The sequence below is a fragment of the Gilliamella sp. Fer4-1 genome, from assembly GCF_001690515.1.
Taxonomy (GTDB): Bacteria; Pseudomonadota; Gammaproteobacteria; order Enterobacterales; family Orbaceae; genus Gilliamella; species Gilliamella apicola_C.
Map to the genome: position 1 here is coordinate 1 of NZ_LZGZ01000054.1, position 508 is coordinate 508.

Annotated in this window: 1 protein-coding gene; it reads left to right on the plus strand. The window is 30.1% G+C overall.

Annotation, left to right across the window (positions count from 1 at the left end):
* Window positions 1-141 precede the first annotated feature (141 nt).
* Window positions 142-405 carry a 30S ribosomal protein S20 gene (gene rpsT / locus A9G30_RS01850; RefSeq protein WP_025316521.1) on the plus strand — a complete coding sequence of 88 codons (264 nt, stop codon included), beginning with the start codon at window positions 142-144 and terminating at the stop codon, window positions 403-405.
* Window positions 406-508: the final 103 nt, after the last annotated feature.

The window sequence follows — 508 nt, forward strand, 5'->3', positions numbered from 1 at the left end:
ACAAATAATAAACATTTATTATAAATATAAAATTACCAATTATATTTTTTTTGTGCAACGGCATTGACAAAATGGATAAAATCAGGCATATTTTGCCACCTTAATTAATATGTAATTTTTATACAAACTTGGGAGTTGACTTTGGCTAATATCAAATCAGCTAAGAAACGTGCGGTTCAATCCGAAAAACGCCGTAAACATAATGCTAGTAACCGTTCAATGATGCGTACTTATATTAAAAAAGTTTACGCAGCTGTTGCAGCTGGTGATAAACAAACAGCTGAAGTAGCATTCAAAGACATGCAAGCAGTTGTTGACCGTCAAGCGGCTCGTGGCTTAATTCACAAGAACAAAGCTGCACGTCATAAAGCAAATTTAATTAAACAAATTAAAGCATTAGCATAATATATTTATCTGTTAACTATCATAGTTAAAGAAAAATAACAAAAAGTGGTGTAAGCCACTTTTTTTATTTATATACTAATCATTCATGCAATATTAATAAAAT